17 protein-coding genes are annotated in these 18,487 nt (G+C 66.3%); 9 read left to right on the top strand and 8 right to left on the bottom strand.

Annotated features, from left to right (window positions below; all coding sequences use genetic code 11):
* Positions 1–2 precede the first annotated feature (2 nt).
* The 3 genes from V474_RS22290 to V474_RS22280 form a co-directional block, all read right to left on the bottom strand.
* Complete coding sequence (locus tag V474_RS22290) at positions 3–1,364, bottom strand: AtzE family amidohydrolase (RefSeq protein ID WP_059153415.1); 1,362 nt, start codon at positions 1,362–1,364, stop codon at positions 3–5.
* A 1-nt stretch (position 1,365) separates the two neighbouring features.
* A complete protein-coding gene (locus tag V474_RS22285; RefSeq protein ID WP_169795125.1) occupies positions 1,366–1,566 on the bottom strand; it encodes a hypothetical protein in 201 nt (66 codons plus the stop codon).
* A gap of 126 nt (positions 1,567–1,692) precedes the next feature.
* Positions 1,693–2,544: a DODA-type extradiol aromatic ring-opening family dioxygenase gene (locus V474_RS22280; protein ID WP_059153413.1), complete on the bottom strand. Its 852-nt coding sequence runs from the start codon at positions 2,542–2,544 to the stop codon at positions 1,693–1,695.
* Positions 2,545–2,756: 212 nt separating this feature from the next.
* Between V474_RS22280 and V474_RS22275 the strand changes: the two genes are divergently transcribed.
* Positions 2,757–4,025, top strand: a complete 1,269-nt coding sequence (locus V474_RS22275; protein WP_059153412.1) for an MFS transporter — start codon at positions 2,757–2,759, stop codon at positions 4,023–4,025.
* A gap of 16 nt (positions 4,026–4,041) precedes the next feature.
* Here V474_RS22275 and V474_RS22270 read toward each other — a convergent pair whose 3' ends face one another.
* Entirely contained in the window at positions 4,042–4,530 is a 489-nt protein-coding gene (locus tag V474_RS22270; protein WP_059153411.1) for a DUF3617 domain-containing protein, read from the bottom strand.
* 211 nt (positions 4,531–4,741) lie between these two features.
* Positions 4,742–5,848 carry an acetamidase/formamidase family protein gene (locus tag V474_RS22265; RefSeq protein WP_059153410.1) on the bottom strand — a complete coding sequence of 369 codons (1,107 nt, stop codon included), beginning with the start codon at positions 5,846–5,848 and terminating at the stop codon, positions 4,742–4,744.
* Between the two features lie 353 nt (positions 5,849–6,201).
* Between V474_RS22265 and V474_RS22260 the strand changes: the two genes are divergently transcribed.
* The 3 genes from V474_RS22260 (at position 6,202) to V474_RS22250 (ending at position 10,382) form a co-directional block, all read left to right on the top strand.
* Positions 6,202–6,687, top strand: a complete 486-nt coding sequence (locus V474_RS22260; protein WP_059153409.1) for a VOC family protein — start codon at positions 6,202–6,204, stop codon at positions 6,685–6,687.
* 150 nt (positions 6,688–6,837) lie between these two features.
* Entirely contained in the window at positions 6,838–8,016 is a 1,179-nt protein-coding gene (locus V474_RS22255) for an aromatic ring-hydroxylating oxygenase subunit alpha (protein ID WP_236711397.1), read from the top strand.
* A gap of 38 nt (positions 8,017–8,054) precedes the next feature.
* Positions 8,055–10,382, top strand: a complete 2,328-nt coding sequence (locus V474_RS22250) for an acetamidase/formamidase family protein (RefSeq protein WP_201786086.1) — start codon at positions 8,055–8,057, stop codon at positions 10,380–10,382.
* A gap of 198 nt (positions 10,383–10,580) precedes the next feature.
* Here the strand turns inward: V474_RS22250 and V474_RS22245 are convergent, their stop codons facing one another.
* A complete protein-coding gene (locus V474_RS22245) occupies positions 10,581–11,405 on the bottom strand; it encodes an oxidoreductase (RefSeq protein ID WP_059153408.1) in 825 nt (274 codons plus the stop codon).
* A gap of 180 nt (positions 11,406–11,585) precedes the next feature.
* On the opposite strand from V474_RS22245, the gene V474_RS22240 reads away from it, so the two are divergent.
* From V474_RS22240 to V474_RS22225, 4 genes are read left to right on the top strand one after another with little or no spacing between them, the layout of a single operon-like run.
* Positions 11,586–12,722, top strand: a complete 1,137-nt coding sequence (locus V474_RS22240; protein ID WP_059153407.1) for an LLM class flavin-dependent oxidoreductase — start codon at positions 11,586–11,588, stop codon at positions 12,720–12,722.
* Complete coding sequence (locus V474_RS22235; protein WP_059153406.1) at positions 12,715–13,353, top strand: cysteine hydrolase family protein; 639 nt, start codon at positions 12,715–12,717, stop codon at positions 13,351–13,353. The genes V474_RS22240 and V474_RS22235 overlap by 8 nt, the downstream gene beginning before the upstream one ends.
* A complete protein-coding gene (locus V474_RS22230; RefSeq protein WP_148649514.1) occupies positions 13,341–14,753 on the top strand; it encodes an amidohydrolase family protein in 1,413 nt (470 codons plus the stop codon). The genes V474_RS22235 and V474_RS22230 overlap by 13 nt, the downstream gene beginning before the upstream one ends.
* 43 nt (positions 14,754–14,796) lie before the next feature.
* Positions 14,797–16,041 (top strand): MFS transporter, encoded by a 1,245-nt coding sequence (locus V474_RS22225; RefSeq protein ID WP_236711396.1) that lies wholly within the window; start codon positions 14,797–14,799, stop codon positions 16,039–16,041.
* Positions 16,042–16,078: 37 nt separating this feature from the next.
* Here V474_RS22225 and V474_RS22220 read toward each other — a convergent pair whose 3' ends face one another.
* Positions 16,079–16,930 carry a TauD/TfdA dioxygenase family protein gene (locus V474_RS22220; RefSeq protein WP_059153405.1) on the bottom strand — a complete coding sequence of 284 codons (852 nt, stop codon included), beginning with the start codon at positions 16,928–16,930 and terminating at the stop codon, positions 16,079–16,081.
* An 89-nt stretch (positions 16,931–17,019) separates the two neighbouring features.
* Positions 17,020–17,937, bottom strand: a complete 918-nt coding sequence (locus tag V474_RS22215; RefSeq protein WP_059153404.1) for a ribokinase — start codon at positions 17,935–17,937, stop codon at positions 17,020–17,022.
* A gap of 320 nt (positions 17,938–18,257) precedes the next feature.
* Here V474_RS22215 and V474_RS26345 point away from each other — a divergent pair, with 320 nt between their 5' ends.
* On the top strand, positions 18,258–18,425 hold the full coding sequence (locus V474_RS26345; RefSeq protein WP_169795124.1) for a hypothetical protein: 168 nt from the start codon (positions 18,258–18,260) through the stop codon (positions 18,423–18,425).
* The last annotated feature ends 62 nt before the right edge of the window (positions 18,426–18,487 follow it).

Below are 18,487 nucleotides of genomic sequence, written 5' to 3'. Positions count from 1 at the left end.
GCCTATGTCCGCGCGGGCGGCGGCGGAACCGCGCAGAGGCCCTTGTCGATCAACTGACGCGCTGCGCGGAACAGCAGCGGCTCGTTCCCGGCCGCGCTGATGAGCTGGATGCCCAGCGGCATCGCGAAGTCGCCCGCCAGCGGCAGCACCAGCGCGGGCAGGCCCATCAGGCTGATCGGCTGGGTGTAGATGCCAAGGTGGCTACGCGCCGGGATCGACTTGCCCTCGAACATCATGACCGGATCGGCGATCGTCGGTGCGAACCCGGGCGCGGCGGGGGTGAAAAGGACGTCGGCCAGCTCGAACTGGCGGCGCAGGCGCGCCTGAATCCAGCTGCGGAAGCGCTGGGCGGCAAGGTAGTCGTCCGCAGGGAGCAGCAGGCCCGCCAGCATACGGTCGCGCACCGGCGGCTCGAACTGCATGGGGTCCGCTTCCAGCGCGGGGCGGTGCAGGCTGGCCCCCTCGGCGGCGATGATGACCGAGGCGGCGGCGCGGGCGATTTCGGAATGGGGAAGTTCGAAGCTGATGCGGCCAAGGCGGTTCCAGAATGCATCGAGCGGGCCGCGCATCTCCTCGGAGATGTTGTCGTCAAACCAGCTCATCAGGCGGCCGAAGGCGATCTCGCCGCGCGGAGGATCCGACCTTTCCGGCGCGCCTTCGCGCAGCACGGTGCGGACCAGCGCAACATCTTCCAGATCGCGGCCCAGTGCGCCGACCACGTCGAGGCTTTCGACAAAGGGATAGACGCCTTCGCGGGGCAGATCGCCGTATGTGGGCTTGAGGCCGATCACCCCGGTGAGGCCGGCGGGCACGCGCAGCGAGCCATTGGTGTCGAAGGCAAGGCTGATCGGCACCGTGCCCGTCGCCACCGCCACGGCCGACCCGCCCGCCGCGCCGCCTGCCACCCGCGAAGGGTCGTGCGGGTTGCGGGTGGTGCCGTAATGGGCGTTCATGGTTACGAAGCCGTAGCCGAACTCGTCCATGTTCTGCGTGCCGATCAGCACCGCCCCCGCCGCTTCGAGCAGCACGATGGCGCGGGCATCGCGGCTGGCGAACGATGCGCTGAGGCGCGTGCGCGATCCGGCGGTGGTGATTTCACCGGCGACGTCGAACAGGTCTGCCACGCCGAAAGGAACACCCGCCAGCGGACCGGGATCAAGCCCTGCCTCTACCAGCTTATCGACCGCCGCCGCGCGCGGCAGGGCGCGCCTGCGCAGGAGGCGGGTGAAGCCGCTATGCTCGCCGCCCAGCGCCTCTGCACGGTCCAGCGCGGCCTGGCACAAGCTCACCGCCGTGACCTGGCCTGAGCGGACCTTCGCGGCCATCGCGATCGCGGTTAGAGGTGCGGTATGGGCAGTCGTCATGTCAGGCCTCGAAGCGCATGGCGCTGGCGCTGCGCGGGTCGAGCGCGAAAGCGCGCAAAGTGGCGACGTGGTCCTGCAGGACGATCAGGTTGGACAGGACGCCGGGCGTACAGTCCGCAGGTGCGGCGATGCCGGCCTCGGCCATGCGCGCGGCGATGCTGTCCTCGGTCGGATGAGCCGCTTTCCCGCTTTCCTGCGCCACCGCCTTCGCTCCTTCACGCGATCGAGTACCTATCGAGGCACCCTTACAGCCTTGCCGACAAGCGGCAAGACGGTTCGCGTTTGTGGCAGCCCCCTTGCGGGATCAAGTTCGGGACGGAGAGGGATATCAGCCGAAGCGATAGGCGGAAATATCGGCCATCATCACGTTGTCGCCGAACACCTTGGCGCCCGGCGAATCCGCGCCGGCCCCGGCTGCCACCATCAGCGGCAGCAGATGCTCCTCGCGCGGGTGCGAGAGGCGGCCCGCCGGCGCATCGGCCCATGCGGTCAGGTTGGCTTCGCGTTCCGGCGGCGCTGATTCGACGGCGCCGGTCAGCCACTGATCGAACACGGCAGAGGGCCGCGTTGCCGCGGGTGTGCGAAAGCCGCGCATGTTGTGGTAGCTCATGCCCGAGCCGACTACGAGGATACCCTCCTCGCGCAGGGGCGCCAGCGCGCGGCCTGCGGCGATGTGCTCGGCCGGATCGAGGTCCGCTTTCAGCGAAAGCGGCACGACCGGGATCGAGGCTTCGGGGTCGATCAGCAGGAACGGCACGAATACACCGTGGTCGAACCCGCGCGCGGCATCGGTACGCGCCGGGAGGCCCGCTTCGCTCAGCAGGGACACCACGCGCTCCGCCAGTCCGGGCGCGCCGGGCGCGGGGTACTTCAGCTCATAAGTATGGGGCGGAAAGCCGTAATAGTCGTAGATCATGCCCGGCTCGACGGCGGCGGAGGCGGTGAAGGCCGGCTCCTCCCAGTGGCCCGAGATCACGACGATGCCCTTGGGCTTTTCCGGCAAGGTGGAGACGAGCGCACGCAGCCACGCCTCGGTCTTGTGCCAGGTGTCGGCGGGACCGCCCATCGCCGTCCAGTCCATGAAGAAGCACGGCCCGCCGCCATGGGGGATGAAGAAGGTGGGCATCTGAGTGCCTGAAGTTGCCTTCGAGGCCGCCATATCGGCTGTTTGAACATTCATCGCCGCGAATCGTCCCTTGCTGAATTTCCTGTGGCCTGCGCGTGTTCTGGATACGGACGGGCGCTGTCTTCAAAATCGGGGGCAGGCCCCGCCTGCGCAAGGGGGCAGACTTGATGGGCTGCGAAGGATTTGTTGCGGTGCGGTGATAATCGCTTGGGATCGGGGCCGAGGGGGCATTTACTCCGGGAAATTCGAAAAACTGGAGACCCGCAATGCCGACCGCTTCCCGGGGCCGAACCGCAACGCACCTCGCCATCGCCGCGACTACCGGCAACCTCGTATGTGTCACCGCTGCCATCAGCGCCACATTCGGGACCCTGCTCGTGCCGATCTCGCAGGATCTGGGATGGTCGCGCGCGGCGGTTTCGGGGGTGCTGGGACTGATCGCGATCGTTGCTGCCATAAGCTATCCGCTGATCGGGCGGACCATGGACCGGGTGGGCGCACGCCCGCTGATCCTGGGCGGCAACGCGGCGCTGGCGGTGCTGATCATGAGCCTGTCGCAGACCACCGGGAACATCTGGCTGTTCTATGCCCAGTTCGGGGCCATCGGACTGGCCGGGGCAACCTGCGCATCGCCGATGATCGCCAAGATCGTCTCCAACTGGTTCGACGAACGGCGCGGCCTGATGCTGGGCGTCACCGCCGGGGTGGGCAACGGCGTGGGCGCCACGCTGATGCCGATCGCGGCGGGCATCCTGCTGCCGATCATCGGCTGGCGCGCCACTTACGGCGCCATCGGGCTGATCGTGCTCGTCATCGGCTTCCCGCTGATGTGGCTGTGGCTGCACGATACCCCAGCGCGCGCGCCCAGCGCCCCGGCCCGCGTGTTCGAAGGCATGACCCTGCGTGAGGCGGCCTCCACCCGCCGCTTCTGGGTGCTGCTGATCGCTGTGGCGAGCGGCGCAGGCGGCATGACCGCCGTATTCACCCATGTCGTGCCGATGATGACCGACCGGGGATACGGCCTTGGCGAGGCGACCGCCACGGTGGCGACTTTCGCCCTCGTCACCGCTGCCTGGCAGGTGGTGACGGGCGGGCTGCTCGACCGGCTGCGCACGCCGCTGCTGGTCGTGCCGATGTACGGCGCGGCGATGGCCGGCCTGGGGCTGCTCCAGTTCGGCCAGGGCAGCCTGGCCATGACCGCAGCGGGCGTACTGCTGGGCGTGGGCATGGGGGCTGAATACGGCGCGCTTTCTTACTTCTGTTCGCGCTACTTCGGGCTGAAGCACTTCGGTTCGATCAACGCGGTGCTCTATGCCGCCGTGATCCTTGCCCAGGGGCTGACCCCGGCGGCGATGGACCTCAGCTACGGCAGCACCGGCACTTACGACCAGGCTTCGACCGCGATCATCGCGGTTCTGGGCGTGGGCATGGCGCTGCTGTTCCTCCTGCCCGGTATCGGCGCAGACGGACGCACCCGCCTTCGCCCCGCGCGGCGGGCCAAGGCCCTGGGCGATCTGCTGCCCACAGCGAGCTGAGCCGCCCTACGCCCCGTCAGCCGGGGCAAGCGCCCAGGCGGCGATATTCATGACGCCACACCGCCGCGGGCGCCACCCCGGGTACGGGCGGCGTCTTGACCGACACGGTCCAATGCTCCTCGCCGCCGGTCTTCTGGATCGTGGCCGGCATATCGGCGCCCGGCGCTGACACGCCCAGTTCGGGAATGTTGATCGCCGGACAATGCATCGTGAAGCGCGCCATGGTCATCGCGTCGCTCTCTACCGTGATCGGGCAGTGCTGCTCTTCCAGAGACGATTTCAGCGATTGTTCCAGCATGACGCCAAGGTCCGCCTGAGATACGCAGGCCTTTTCGCTCTGGTTGGGGACCCCCGGATTCTTGGGAATGGTGGTGAAGGTGTGCTGCCACATCCCCGCCCGCACATCACGCATCACGTTCAACTGCGCGATGTTCACAGGCCCCGCCGCCGCTGCCGCAAGTACGATCAGGGTAGCCAGCATCATCGCAGTCCTGGCAAAGCGCATTGTCGTTCTCCATCCCCGTCAAGGGCATGGTCGTAACAGGATTTCATGACAGTAAAACCCGGCGGACGGCGGGGCTGGCAGGCAGACCGCGCAAAGTTCGGTGCTCTGCCCGGATATCATGCCGGGTGCAGCCTCGTTCACGCCCGCATGAAAAAGAGCCCGGTTCCTTCGAACCGGGCTTTCAGTAGCTCCGTCAGGAGTGAGGGCTCCTTTACTCGGGATCGAGCTTGACGGGATCGACGACCGTGCCCTTGGCGGGGAACATCCGGCGCTCGATGCGTGCGTGGACGCCCAGCGTGCCGTCCACGACCTGGGTAATGCCGAAGTCCGCCGCCACGCTCATCAGCGAATAGGCGTCGTTCCGGCTCAGTCCCTGCTTCTCGTGGAGCAGGTGGATCATATCCAGCGAACAGTTCTTCATCGCCTCGTCGAGGTCCGCGCCGAAGCCGTGGACGATCCAGTTCTCCGGCGTTTCCAGCAGCGGTGAGGGGAAGTCGAAGTCCTTGCGCAGGATGATCTGGAACAGGCAGTCGAGCGAGGCCTCGATCGCGGTGCCGCTGATTTCGCCGTCGCCCTGGCTGACATGCGGATCACCGATCGAGAACAGTCCGCCCTTGACCTGGCACTTGTAGAACATCGTCGAACCGGCACCGATGCGCCAGTTGTCGATGTTCCCGCCATGCAGGCCCGGCGGGATGGTCGAGACCGGCGCGTTCACCGCAGGCGCCACGCCCGCCGTGCCCAGATGCGGGCGGGCCGGGATGGTGATGCCGGGCAGCGCCGGGTGACGGTCGCATTCCGGGCAATTGGTGATCGTGCCGGGCACCGTATAGTCGCCGGGAAAATCGTAGGCGTAGAGCGCGTGGGCGGTATTGGCATTGGGATCGAGTTCGTAGATCGTCACCCGCTCCTGCTTGCCGAACTCCTCATACAGATGCCCCCAGTTGGCGGCGAGGTTGGAGCCATAATTGCAGCGGGGCACCATCTGCAGGTAGCGCACCTCGATCATGTCGCCCGGCTCGGCATCCTCGATGTAGATCGGGCCGGTCATGATGTGGCAGCCGGGCGCGCGGCTGGCGGGGTCCACCTCGCGGAAGATGCGCTCGATGCCCTCGTCGAACATCAGGCTGGCATCGTCGCCGGCATGGTGGGTCACGGCCTCGGCATGGACGAGGTCGCCGCTTCTGATGCGCAGCGCCGGCTTGATATCGGGCGAGAAGTAGCCCCAGTGGATGGTCTCCGGCGTGGCCTTGAGATGCCAGATCGCCGAAGGCCGAACCTGCGCCTTCGCCGAACCGAAAGTGGTGACCGAAGCCATGCATTGCCCCTTTGCTGGATGGAGGATCTAGGGTCTCAGCTTCGCGGGGATGCGCGAAAGGGTCTTGGCCGTGCGCGCCCTCCGAGTTGGCGACGGCGGTAGTTGGTGCATCCGCGGAGGGCTTCGACAAGCTCAGCCTGAGCGGGGTTGAAGGTATAGAACAACTTCCGCACACCCCGAGCGGCGTTGAAAGTATAGAGCGACCTCCGCTCACCCTGAGCTTGTCGAAGGGTCAAGGCTGAGCTTGTCGAAGCCCCCAAGCGCCAACATCAACAAACCGGACGCCTGCCGCCAAGAGCGCCGCGCCCGATTGGCGCACACCCTCCGTCATCATGACCGCAAGGAACACGCCCATGCCCAACACGCTCATCTTCGTAGACCTGCCTGCCGACGATCCCGCCGCCGCGGGCCGTTTCTACGCCGAAGTCTTCGGCTGGCGCGACGATCACAAGCCGGAAGGCGTCTATCACCGCATGGTGCCGGGCGGCATGTTCCCCAACCCCGACGGCAGCGACAGCGAGATCGGCAACTTGCACGTCGGCATCTTCGATCCCGCCAATGCCCGCCCGCATCCCAACGACGCGGGCGTCGACCCGCGCGCTATCTCGGCCGAGGGCCGCAAGCCGCGCATCTGGGTGCTCATCAGCGACGACGACACGCCTGAGCGCATCCTTGCCGCCGCCGAGGAGCGCGGCGCCACGGTGCTGTGGCGCAACCATTTCTGGGGCACGTTCAACGGCCTGAACCACGCTTTTCGCGACCCTTGGGGTAACGAGATCCTGCTTTGGGGCAAAGCCGGCGATCCGCCCAGGATCCCGGACGACTACACCCGCGAATAAGTCGAACACCCCGTTCGCATTTGCGTTCTTGTCTTCGCAGATGCGGCATGCAGAGTTCGGCCCAAGCTGCACCCGAAGCGCACCTAAACACACCAGGCCAACACACCAGGGAAGTACACCATGTCCGCGCCAACGATGCACGCCCCTTTGATGTCAGACAGCTTCATCGAGTCCCTCTCCGCCTCGGCGATCGACCTTGCCGATGCGGTGACGCTGCCGCCCGAATGCTACACCGGCACCGACTTCTACGAGTTCGAGAAGGAGGCGCTCTACTTCAACGAGTGGCAGTGCGTGGGGCGCGAATCGTGGATCGGGGAGCCAGGCGAGTTTTTCACCACCCGCACCGTGAATGAGCCGATCATCGTCGCGCGCAACCTTGCCGGAGAGATCAACGCGATGTCGGCGGTGTGCCAGCACCGCGCGATGCTGGTTGCCGAAGGGGCGGGCAAGGCGCGCGGGTTCCTGTGCCCGTACCACCACTGGAGCTACTCGCTCGACGGCGCGCTGGTGGCCGCCCCGGCCATGAACAAGACCTGCAATTTCGACCGCAAGGAAAACGGCCTGCCACGCTTTGCCGTCGAAATCTGGAACGGCTTCATCTTCGTCAACTTCGACCTGAACGCCGCCCCGCTCGGCCCTCGCCTTGCCAAAGTCGCGGACGCGATCTCCGGGTACGACCTCGCCAGCGCCGAGGGGCCGCGCCCGGACCCTGCGGCCAAGTTGCCGTGGAACTGGAAGGTCATGTTCGAGAACAACAACGACGGCTATCACGCCAGCCGCCTGCATGCCGGGCCGCTGCATGACTTCGTGCCCTCGGGCCGCGCGGAATTCCCGCATTCCGAGCCTGAGGACGCCGGGTTCCTGCGCTTCAACGGCACTCTGCATCCCGACGCCAGCTTCAACGCCACCCAGCGCGCGGTGCTGCCGGTATTCCCCGGCCTGACCGACGAGGGCCGCAGCCGCATGACCTTCGCTAACGTCCCGCCCTCGCTGTCGCTGGTGATGATGAGCGACATGGTGATCTACCTCATCCTGCGCCCGGACGGCCCGGAATCGCACGAACTGGAAACCGGCTTCCTGTTCGCGCCGGGCGCCATGGCCGAGCCCAATTTCGACAACCTGCTCGACATGAACCTTTCCGCCTCGGGCAAGATCATCGCCCAGGACATGCATGTCGACGGACTGGTGCAGGAAGGCCTGCGTTCGCGCTTCGCACCGCGCGGCCGCTATTCGTGGCAGGAGGGCGCGCAAGGCCAGTTCAACAAGTGGCTGGTCCACCGTTACCGCAATGCACACAAGCGTCTGGCCGGTGCCGGGACGATCGACTAGGCTTTGTATTCAGGGTTAAATAACAAGGGTAATCCGGCATGACCGGCGTGCGATTGACGACCAATGCCTATCCGCACGACCAGCGCCTGGAAGCCTGGCGTTTTGCACTGCAGCGCGTCAGCCTCGAACTGGATGGCGGCGACGAGGACATCTACGGAGACCTCGTCAGCTTCACCAGCGGCCAGAAGATTCAGTTCATCCGCTGCACCGGCACGGCGCAGGCGCTGACCCTGGATTTCCGGCAGGAGGCGCGCTGTTTCTGGCTCGTCCTCCTGCTGGAAGGCCGCCTTACCGCCACCAGCGGCGATGCGGTGGTCGAGATCGGCGAGGGCGACATGGTTTACGGCGGCGGCGACACCCGCTGCCGGATCACCGCCGAGGGCGATTTCCGACTGCTCATCGTCAAGGTGCCGCACAGCCTGCCGGCGCTCAAATCGCGCTCGCAGCTGCCGACACAGATCAGCGACCTCATCGCCGACACTGCCGTTGGCCGCATGATGTCCAGCCTGCTGCGCACCGTCGCCGACACCATTCTCGACATTTCGGACGACCAGATCCGCCCGGTCGAACTGGCCCTGCCCGAGATGATCGCCGCCACCCTGCTGGACCGCGCGCCCGCCAAGGCGCTGGGCGGCGCGGCGGGCGGACGCGCCGCGATCCTGGAGCGGGTGTTCCAGTCGATCGAGATGCGCCTCTCCGACCCCAATTTGAACACCCACCAGATCGCGTCGGAGCACAATATCTCGCCGCGCTATCTGCAAAAGCTGTTCGAGCAGCACGGCGAAAGTTTCGGCCACTACGTCAAACTGCGCAGGCTGGAACGCTGCCGGCTGGACCTTGGCAGCCCGTTGCACGCGCAGCGTTCGATTTCGGAAATCCTGTTCCAGTGGGGCTTCAACGACAGCGCCTCGTTCTCCCGCGCCTTTCGCGAGCAGTACGGGATGAGCCCGCGCGAATATCGCAAGTCACCCGAATCCGTGGGCACATCCGCCGAAGCACCCCGGCGCGGCCGCCCGGAAAAGGCCCGCGACGTGCGGCTGGAAAACCGCGAGCCCGCGAGCGTACTCGAAGGCGTACTGCCCGGCGCGGATGCCCTGCCCGCGCTGGACGACGCAGCGCGCACCCGCCGTCACCATTTCCTGCCCGCCCGGCCCGATACCATTCACTGGGGCTATTTCAGCCGCTCGCTAAGCCCGGCGCTGGAAGTGCGCTCGGGCGACTATGTCACCATCGAAACCCTCACCCACCACGCCAACGACGATGCCGAGCGTATGATCGAGGGCGATGCGGGCGCCGAAGCGGTGTTCCACTGGACCGCCGAGGGCAAGGCGGTTGAACGCCGCGGTGCCGGTCCATTCGACGCATCTGCCTTGGGTCGCGGCCCCGGCGAGGGGTTCGGCGTGCATATCTGCACCGGCCCGATCGCGGTGGAGGGCGCTCGCCCCGGCGACGTGATCGAAGTACGCATCCTCGACATGGAAGCCCGCCCCAGCCAGAACCCGCGCTTCGCGGGCCGCTCGTTCGGCAGCAACGTCGCCGCGTACTGGGGCTTTCACTATAAGGACCTGCTGACCGAACCCAAGGACCGCGAGGTCATCACCATCTACGAAATGGACGACGAACCCGGCCGGGCCACGGCGCAGGCGGTGTACTCCTATCGCTGGACCCCGCAGACCGACCCTTCGGGCGTGGTCCACGATCGCTACGACTATCCCGGCGTCCCGGTAGATCCAGAGACGATCACCCGCAACTTCGATGTCCTGCGCGACGTGACGATCCCGGTGCGCCCGCACTTCGGCGTGATCGCGCTGGCCCCGGCCCATTCTGAACTGATAGACTCCGTTCCGCCCGCCAACTTCGGCGGCAACATCGACAACTGGCGGCTGGGCAAGGGCGCCAGCTGCTTTCTTCCCGTGGGCGTGCCGGGCGGGCTGCTGTCGATGGGTGATCCCCACGCCAGCCAGGGCGATAGCGAACTGTGCGGCACCGCCATCGAATGTTCGATGACGGCGGTGATCCAGGTTATTCTTCACCCGGCCAAGACCAGCCGCAAATACATCCGCGGCATCGACTATCCGATGATCGAGACGCCCGACGAATGGGTGATCCTGGGCTTCTCCCACCCCGATTACCTCAAGGAACTCGGCGCCAGCGCGCAGAGCGAAGTCTACAAGCAAAGCTCCATCGACGCCGCCATGCGCGATGCGTTCCGCAAGGCCCGCCGGTTCCTGATGACCTTGCGCGATTTCACCGAGGACGAGGCGATCTCGCTGCTGTCGGTGGGTGTGGACTTCGGGATCAGCCAGGTGGCGAACGGCAACTGGGGCGTGCACGCGGTTATCAGGAAAAGCCTGTTCTCATCCTGATTGCTTTTCGCGAACACACCATGCCTCCCTCCAGACATCGTCACCCTGAACTTGTTTCAGGGTCCATCAGGCGCCGTTGACCGAGGTGTTGCTTCACCAGCCGCCCCGGCGGTTTGCCGACTATCGCGCAGGATATGCGACGCAATGGACCCTGAAACAAGTTCAGGGTGACGATGCGTGTAGCTCAGGGCAGCCCCCTTACGCCGCCCCAACCGATGTCGTCAGGTGCTTCCACGTCTCGAACTGCTCGCCCAGCATCGCGAACTCGCGCGTGGCATAGCCCAGCGCATCAGTGCCCAGCAGCAGTACCAGCGGCGGCTCGCTCGACGTCACCGCAGTCAGGATCGCCGCTGCAATGAGGTCGGGATCGCTCGGCTCCTCGCCGTGGTGTCCGGTCAGCACCTCGCGGGCGACATGCGCGGTCCCGGCATAATCGGCGATGCTTGGCTCGGCCCCCAGCAAGTGCGAGGCGGCGAACTCGGTACGCATTCCGCCCGGCGCCACATTTGTCACCTTGATGCCCAGCGGGTTCACCTCCTGCGCCAGCGTGCGCCCGATGCAGTCCAGCGCGAACTTGGTGGCGCCGTAAATGCCGGTGCCGTTCCAGCAGGCCATGCCGCTGATCGAGCCGACATTGACGATATGCCCCGCCTTTCGGCTGCGAAGGTGCGGCAAGGCCGCCTGAATAACCGCCAGCGCGCCCCATACATTGACGTCGAACAGCGCCTTGGCGTCCGCGATCGGGGTTTCCTCGATCGCGCCGGTATAGCCAAGACCGGCATTGTTGACGATGAAGTCCAGCCCGCCGGTCCGCGCCTCGGCCGCATCGACCACGGCGGTGACGGCCTCCGCATCAGTCACGTCCAGCACCATGCCGATGGCGCGCTCGCCAAGCGCCTCGAACGAGGCGGCCGCATCAGCGCTGCGCACCGTGCCGACGACGGTATCCCCCGCTGCCAGCGCCGCGCGCGCGATCGCGCGGCCAAGGCCGGTGCTTACGCCTGTGATGAACCAGTTGCTCACGTTCGATCTCCCTCGTGCCTGATGCGGTGTGGCCTACCGCGCCCTGCCCCGCCACATCTTTACCGCCCGCGCCCGGCATCTTGACCATACGACAAGAGCGCGGGCGCAGGGTGACAAGATCGCGCGCACACCCCATTCTAGCCTCCACCCAGCAACGACGCGGCTATTCAGGGGAGCCACATGAGCACGAGCCAACCGAGACCGGCAACATTCGGCCTGCCGTCCGACACCGGCGGGCGGGACCTCGGCATTTTCATGCCGATGGCGAACGGCGGCTGGATCCTCTCGAAGAACGCCCCCACGCTCGACGGCTCCTACGACTACAACCTGAAAGCCGCGAAGCTGGCCGAGGATATCGGTCTGGACTTCATCATGGCGATGGCGAAATACCGGGGCTATGGCGGCGAGACCGAGCACTGGCGCGCCAGTCTGGATTCGCCGATGATGATGGCGGGTCTTGCGCAGGCGACCAGCCGTGTGAAGGTCTGGGCCACGGTCCATACGATCCTGCAGAACCCCGCCGTCACCGCCAAGATGATCGCCACGCTTGACCAGATCAGCCACGGCCGCGCCGGGCTCAACGTCGTGACCGGCGCCTACAAGGGCGAATTTTCGCAGATGGGCGCATGGCCCGAAGGCGTTGACCACGACGAACGCTACGTCCTCGCCACCGAATGGATACAGGCCATCAAGGCACTGTGGACCCAGCCGTCGGTCACCAGCCACGGCAAGTATTTCACCCTCGACGACTGCATTTCCGACCCCAAGCCCGCCAGCCCGCCGTTCCTGGTCTGCGCCGGCACGTCAAAAGTCGGGATCGAGTTCACCGCCAATGAAATGGACGCCCTGTTCCTATCGGGCGGCAACGTCGAGGAACTGGCCAAGGCCAGCGCCGATGCCAAGGCCGGCGCCGCCGCGCTCGGCGCGAAGATCCGCACATATTCGATGATGACCGTGGTCTTCGGCGAGACCGACGCGCAAGCCGAGGAAACCGCCGCGCACTTTCGCGCCGGGTTCGACGAAGGCGCCCTGCACGGCATGATGCGCGCTTACGGCTTTCTCGATAGCGAGATCGGCAAGGAAAACGCCTTTACCCAGAAGGCCCGCTCCACCTTCATGACCCCGCATGTGCTTGGCACGCCCGAAACGGTGATCGAACGGCTGAGTGCGATCTTCGAGAAAACCTCGCTCGACGGGCTGATGCTGATCTTCCCCGACTATCACGCATCGTTGCCGGTCTTCGGCGAGAAGGTGCTGCCGGTGCTGCGCGAGCGCTTCCCCGCGCAGATGGCGGCAGTGGAGACCACGAATGGCTGATCTACCCCACGTCGCCCAGCCGGGCGAGATGATCGCCCCGCAGCGCACCGCCCTGATCGTAGTCGACGTGCAGGTGGACTTCGCCTCTCCCGAGGGGCTGATCGGCCGCTACGGCACCGACATGTCCCCCGCCGAAGCGGCGATCGACAGGATCGAGGCCCTCATCATCGCCGCGCGCAAGGCCGGGGCCACGGTAGGCTTCATGCGCGTGATGACCCGGCCCGAAACCGATTCCAATGCGCTGAAAACCTGGATGACCCGCCGCGGCACGCCGGGCAGCGAGGGCATCTGCCGCATTGGCAGCGGCGGCGAGGACTATTACCGCGTCGCCCCCGAGCCGGGCGACATCGAGGTGAGCAAGCTGGCCTATTCCAGCTTCCACGGCACCGATTTCGAGGAACAACTGCGCGCGCGCGGGATCGACACGCTGGTGATGACCGGCCTCACAACCGACTGCTGCGTCGATTCCACTACGCGCGACGCCTTCCACCGCGATTTCCATACCTTCGTGGTGTCCGACGCCTGCGCCAGCTTCGACGAGGCGCTGCACGTCCACACTCTGACCGCGCTCAACGAACATACCTCGCTGCTGGTGACGACCGACGCTGTGGTGGCGGCATGGTCGGCGTGATGCCCAGTGATCCGGTTCCGGTCGACCTGCTGATCCGCGGCGCGTGGATCGTCACCATGGACGCCGAGCGGCGCATCTACCGCGACGGCGCCCTTGCCGTGATCGGCGACCGAATCCACGCGGTAGGGCCCACCGCCGAGATCGAGGCCGCAGTCAGCCCCCGCGAGGTCATCGACGGCTCGCGATTCGTGCTCACGCCCGGCTTCGTCAACTGCCACGTCCACACCACCGGCGAGCCATTGACGCGCGGCGCCGTGCCTGACGATGCGGACTGGGAAACCAACGTGATGGGCTGGCTGATCCCCATCGACTTGGCCCAGACGCCGGAGGAGGAGCGCCTTTCCGCCCGCTTCGCCGCGCTGGAAATGCTGCGTACCGGCACCACCTGCTTCGTCGAGGCCGGCACCATTCTCGACCTTCACGCGGTCCATGACGGCCTTGCCGAAACCGGCATTCGCGGGCGCATCGGCCAGTGGGCACAGGACCGCGCCTTCGATCCGGCCGAGAACCAGGCCGCGCTGACCGCGAAGGCCATCGACACCCTGCAGCGCGAGGTGGAGCGCTATTCCTGCGCCGGTGATCCGCTGCTGGCGGCGTGGCCCGCGCTGGTCGGCCACTCCACTGCCACGGACGAGTTGTGGCGCGCGGCCACCAGCCTCGCCAGGGACCACGGCGCCGGCGTCACCGCGCACATGAGCCCGGACCCGCAGGACCCCGAATTCTACCTCGCCATGACCGGCAAGCGGCCCATCGCCCACCTTGCCGACATCGAAGCGCTCGGAGATCATCTGTCGCTGACCCATGCGATCTTCCTCGATGCCGAGGAAGTCGGCCTGCTCGCCAGCACCGGCACTCACGTAACCCATTGCCCGATGACGGCGATGAAGGGCGCTTACGGGGCCACCCACTCGGGGCTTTTCCCGGAAATGATGGCAGCGGGGGTGCCGATCCAGCTGGGCACGGATGGCAACAACAACGGCAACGCCGCCGACATGATGCGCGCGATGTACGTCACCGCCGGGCTGTTCAAGGACGCGCGGCGCGATTCCAGCCTGTTCTCGGCCTATGACGTGCTGGAATTCGCCACCGTGAACGGCGCTGCCGGCGCGCGGATGAGCCACCTGATCGGCAGCCTGGAGCCGGGCAAGAAGGCCGACTTCGTCGCTCACGACCGCCAGCGCCCGGAATGGACGCCGCTGCTCAACGTGGTCAACCAGCTGGTCTGGTCGGCTGACGGACGCGGCGTCCACTCGGTCTGGGTCGACGGACGGCGTCTGGTAGACAATTACCGCGCGACCACCATCGACGAGGAGCAAATCCTTGCCGAAGTGGAAGCCGCCGCCCCGGCGCTCCTCGCGCGCGCCGGAAAGACCGTTCCCTGCCGGTGGCCGGTGCTATGAGCACGGCCGCCAGTTCCTCTTCAATCCCGCTGGGGATCACGCCATGACCATGCCCTTGAAAGCCCCGATGAACACCCGGCTGCTCGTCTACATCGTGCTGCAGGCACTGTGCCTGATGTACTTTCTGCTTTCGGCGGGCACCTTCAACTCGCTGGGGATGGTGATCCCCTCGATGGTGCAGGAATTCGGCATGTCGTGGGCGCAGGCGGGCTTCGGCTTCACCCTGCTGGGCACCGCCTGCGGGATCATCAGCCTGGCGCCGGCCTGGACGATCCGCAAGCTGGGCGTGGGGCGCACGCTGCTGACGGGTACGGTGATCCTCTTTGCCGGGTTTGGGCTGCTTTACGCCTCGACCGGGGTGATGACCTATTACCTGGGCACGACGCTGCTGGGCGTGGGCTACTGCTTTTGCGGCACGGTGCCTGCGGTCCATGTCCTGTCCAGCACATTCCGCCGCCGCTCGACGGTGCTGGGGCTGTACTTCACCATCGGCAATCTTGGCGCGGTGGCCGGGCCGATGATGTACTACGGTCTGCAAAGCGGCGGCATGGGCTGGCGCAGCTACTGGCTGCTGTTCGCGGTGGCAGCCGTGGTGATCGGCGGCTTCAGCACCATCGCCGCCAGCCGACTGCGCCTGCCCGGCCCCGAACAGCACACCCAGGCGGTCGACGGCCCGGCCGCGTGGACCGTGCGCGCGGCGCTGGGCACGGTGCAGTTCTGGGTGATCGTTTTCGCTTATACCGCCTGCCTCGCCATCAATACCACCACGCACAGTTTCGCCTACCAGCATCTGCTGGAACACGGCATCGGCGAAGGCCGCGCTTCGCAGATGATCAGCCTTTCGGCGCTGGTCTGCGCGATCGGCTCTGCGCTGGCGGGCGTGGCGGGAGAAAAGACCAGCCCGCGCGCGCTGACGATGTTCTCGCTGGGATGCCTGGGCTTCTCAGCCGCGCTGCTGGCGGTGGCCGACGGTCCGCTGGTGCTGATCCTGTGGATGATCGCCTTCGGCGGTGGACTGGGATTCAGCTACGTCAGCACGGTGATGCTGCTGCAGGAATATTTCGGCCAGAAAGCCTCGCTTGAACTGTACTCGATCATGATGGCGGTCTCGACTTCCGCCGCGCTGGGCCCGGCGCTGGGCGGGGCGATCAAGGATCAGACGGGGAGCTTCTCGGGCGTATTCTTCGGGCTGGCGGCGCTTAGCGCGGTGCTGTTCTGCGTGGTGGCGGTGCTGCGCAAGCCTGCCGCAAAGGCGCGGTTTCAGGGAACGCTGGTGGCCGAAAGCTGATAGCGTCCCGGACCCTGCGTCCGGGACGACGGAGCATTCAAACCGGCTTCTCGCCCTTGACCTGGATGCGGTAGCCCGAGCGTACCTGCGGGAAATAGTCCCAGATCGCCATGTGCTGGCCGCAGCGGTTGTCCCAGATGGCGATTGCGTGCGGGCTCCAGGTGAAGCGGCACTGGAACATTGGGCTTTGCACGTGCTCGAACAGGAAGCCGAGCAGAGCCTCGCTCTCCCGTTCGGAAATGCCTTCGATCCGCGTGGTATAGCCGCGATTGACGTAAAGCGCCTTGCGCCCCGTCACCGGATGGATACGCACGACCGGATGCGAAGTGCACGGCAATGCCTGGCCCTTGGGCACGAGTCCGCCGAACGCCTTAACCGCATCGTGGACCGCGCTCAGCCCTTCAAGCTGCGCCTTCATCCGGTCTGACAGCGCATCCCACGCCGCATACATGCTGGCGAACACGGTGTCGCCGCCCAGCGGCGGGATCGTGTGGAGGTAGAGCAGCGAACCCATCGGCGGCTCGGGGTCGGCGCTCATGTCCGAATGCCAGTCCTCGCCCGCAACGTAAGTGGAGTTCTCGTCCGCGTGCATCCTGGTGATTTCGTCGAAGCCGGGCACCCGCCACGGCTTGGTGCTGGGGGCGACATGCGCCTCTCCGAACACGGCGGCGAGGCGGCGGTGCGCCGCGAAATCAATCGGCTGGTCACGCAGGAAGATCGCCAGGTTTTCCGCCAGCGCGCGGCGCAGTTCGTCGGCCACGTCCTCGCCGAATGGCTGGGTCAGGTCGACGCCGCTCACATAGGCGCCGATCGTGGGGTTGAGCTTCTCCACCGTGATTAGCCGATAGCCGGTCCCCGCTTCGACCCTGTGTTCAGCCACGACGTCCATCAATGCCTCCTGTTTCCTGCCTGATGGGGCCGCATTCTACCGCGCCGTCCGCTGCGATCTTGCGTGTGAGCGCCGTATTCCTTCGCCCGTCAGGCCAGCGCGGCGACCAGCGCGTCCACCTCTGCCCGGCGCGGCATGGAAGGTGCCGCCCCCCGCCGCCCGACCGAGATCGACGCCGCCGCATTGCCCAGCCGCAAGGCATCCTCCAGCCCGATGCCCTGATCGACACACGCCGCCACCACGCCGCAGAAGCAGTCTCCCGCGCCGCTGGTGTCCACCACCGTTTCTGCGCGGATGGCAGGGGCGAAAATCGCCCGGTCAGCCCAGACCGCAGCCGATCCTGCCGCGCCCAGCGTCACTACCACCGCCTGATCGGGCCGGGTCAGCAATCGGCGCGAGACGAGAAGGTCGTCCAGCCCCTCAGGCTCGCGGTCGAGGCCGAGGTAATCGGCAAATTCGGTCTGGTTGAAGATCAGCATGTCGCACAGGTCGAACAGCCGCGAACCCGGCAGGATGGCCGGGGCGGCGTTGAGGATCTTGCGTGTCGGCCCCGCCGCCTCGCTGGCCAGCAGCGCGGCGATTTCGTCGATATCGGTTTCGAGCTGGACCAGCAGCACCCGCGTTGCCGCATCGATCACTCCCATCGCCGCCGCCGCGCGCGCAGAGAGATTGGCGGCCGCCTCCACCGCGATCATGTTGTCGCCGCCCGGCTCGATCAGGATCGTCGCCCGCCCGCTGCCGCGGCCTTCGAGCACTTCGACATGCGCGGTATCGACACCCTCGGCCTCCAGCGCCTCGCGCAGCATCACGCCAGCCGCATCGCCGCCGACCGCGCCCGCCATGTGCGTGACCGAACCGAACCGCGCGGCCGCTACCGCCTGGTTGAGGCCCTTGCCGCCCACCGCCTGCTCACCCTCGTCCACCAGCAGGGTCTGCCCCCAGGCCGCGCGGACCGGCAGGCGCAGGGCGATGTCGAGATTGAGGGAACCGAAGACGCTGACGCTCATACCATACCCCTGAACAGCCCCGCTTTTGATAGCACCGAATCCTGGCAAGGACTGTCCCCCTTGACCTGGTTCCGGCGCATTTCGCGGATATCGCGAGTGTCGTCGAACACAGTGCCGAAGTGCAAGATGCAACGTGTCTGGACCGATGATCTCGGTGCCGAATCCCCCGTTCAACACAGTACCTGCGAGGCCCTTGTTCCGGTTATTCGAACGAATCCTGCAACTTTATCCCAGTTATCTGGACATGCGAATGCGCCTATCGAGAACTCACGGCGCAGCTTGAGGGCCGAGACACCGGACCACTGCGCAGGAGCAAAGACATGAGCCGCCTTATCGAACCCTTCAACGAACGCGCCCGCGCTATTGCGGGGTTTGCGCAGCCGGTGATCGTCGCCTTGGGCACGGCGGGTCTGACCGGCGGCGCGATGGCCGCCATGGGCCTTGTCGCCGATCATGCCTGGCGCCGGCACAAGCTCCACGTCAACTGACTGCCCCGCGCACCGGGCTGAAATCGAACGAAGGGCGGGATGCGAAAATCCCGCCCTTCGCC

The sequence above is a fragment of the Novosphingobium barchaimii LL02 genome (genome assembly GCF_001046635.1).
GTDB classification, from domain to species: domain Bacteria; phylum Pseudomonadota; class Alphaproteobacteria; order Sphingomonadales; family Sphingomonadaceae; genus Novosphingobium; species Novosphingobium barchaimii.
The sequence above is the reverse complement of the archived record's forward strand: the minus strand, read 5'-3'. Positions and strand labels throughout refer to the sequence as shown.